This is a genomic window from Streptomyces sp. BE20 (assembly GCF_036322525.1).
Taxonomy (GTDB): Bacteria; Actinomycetota; Actinomycetes; order Streptomycetales; family Streptomycetaceae; genus Kitasatospora.
In genome coordinates, this window is the sequence record NZ_JAQYWW010000376.1 from 1 (window position 1) to 1,147 (window position 1,147).

At 69.9% G+C, this 1,147-nt stretch carries 2 protein-coding genes; both read left to right on the forward strand.

Annotation, left to right across the window (positions count from 1 at the left end):
• Positions 1-777: substrate-binding domain-containing protein (locus PUR61_RS02950; RefSeq protein ID WP_329875296.1), on the forward strand; the 777-nt coding region annotated here is incomplete at its 5' end.
• Between the two features lie 181 nt (positions 778-958).
• Positions 959-1,147: ATP-binding cassette domain-containing protein (locus PUR61_RS02955; RefSeq protein ID WP_329875298.1), on the forward strand; the 189-nt coding region annotated here is incomplete at its 3' end.

The window sequence follows — 1,147 nt, forward strand, 5'->3', positions numbered from 1 at the left end:
ATCAGCGAGGTCCAGGCCGCGATCGCACAGAAGACCAACGGCGTCGTCATCGTCGTCCCCGACCCCGCCGTCGGACCCCAGGTCGTCCAGGCCGCCAAGGACGCCAAGGTCGCCCTGCTCACCTCCGACGACCAGATCTGCGCCAACGGCCCCGACCCGTCCGTGTGCGCGAAGGACAACCTCGTCCCGCGGATCGGCTTCTCCGGTGCCCAGATGGGCGGCGAGGTCGGCAAGCGCGCCGCGGAGGAGTTCAAGAAGGCGGCCTGGAAGCCTGCGGAGACCCGCACCATCTCCGCCTGGAAGCAGGACGTCACCGTCTGCGGCGACCGCGTGAAGGCCGCGAAGGAGGCTTTCGGCACGGTCGCGCCCGGCGTCCAGAACATCGACGTCGCCACCGACAACACCCCCACCGGCGCCCAGGACAAGATTGCCGCCACCGTCACCGCCAACCCCGGCGTCAAGAACTGGGTCGTCTGGGGCTGCAACGACGAGAACGTCCAGGGCGGCGTCACCGCACTGGAGAACGCCGGCATCGGCGCCGACCGCGTCATCGGCGTGGGCCTCGGCGCCTACCTCGCCTGCAAGAACTGGGGCTCCGGCAAGCCCTCGGGCATGAAGGCCGCCCTCTTCATCAACGGCAAGGACGTCGGCGCCCTCGCCGTCCAGACCATGTACGACAAGCTCAAGAACGGCAAGGAGTTCCCGAAGGAGGCGTTCGCGCCGACCACCATGGTCGATGCCACCACCTGGAAGACCGCCGGCGTCACCTGCAGCTGACACCGCACCCCTGAACGGTCGGTACGGCCTGGCCACGCCGACCCGCCCGCGCCTCCGGCTCCGTCAGCTGCCCTGACCATGGGGCCGGAGGCGTACGGGCCCTGCTCCTGCCGTCCCTCGCGGCGGACTCGGCCCCTGATCGACTTCATCTACCCTCCGTCCGACCTCGCGAGGAACTCTCATGCGCGAAGCCCACACGCCGACTCCCGACCCGGGGCCATCGGGGACGGCCGGTGTTCACCAGGTCACCAAGCGGTTCGGCGCGGTACGGGCCCTCGGCGGAGTCACCCTCGACTTCCCCGCCGGTCAGGTCACCGCCCTCATGGGCGAGAACGGCGCGGGCAAGTCCACCCTCCTCAAGATCCTCACC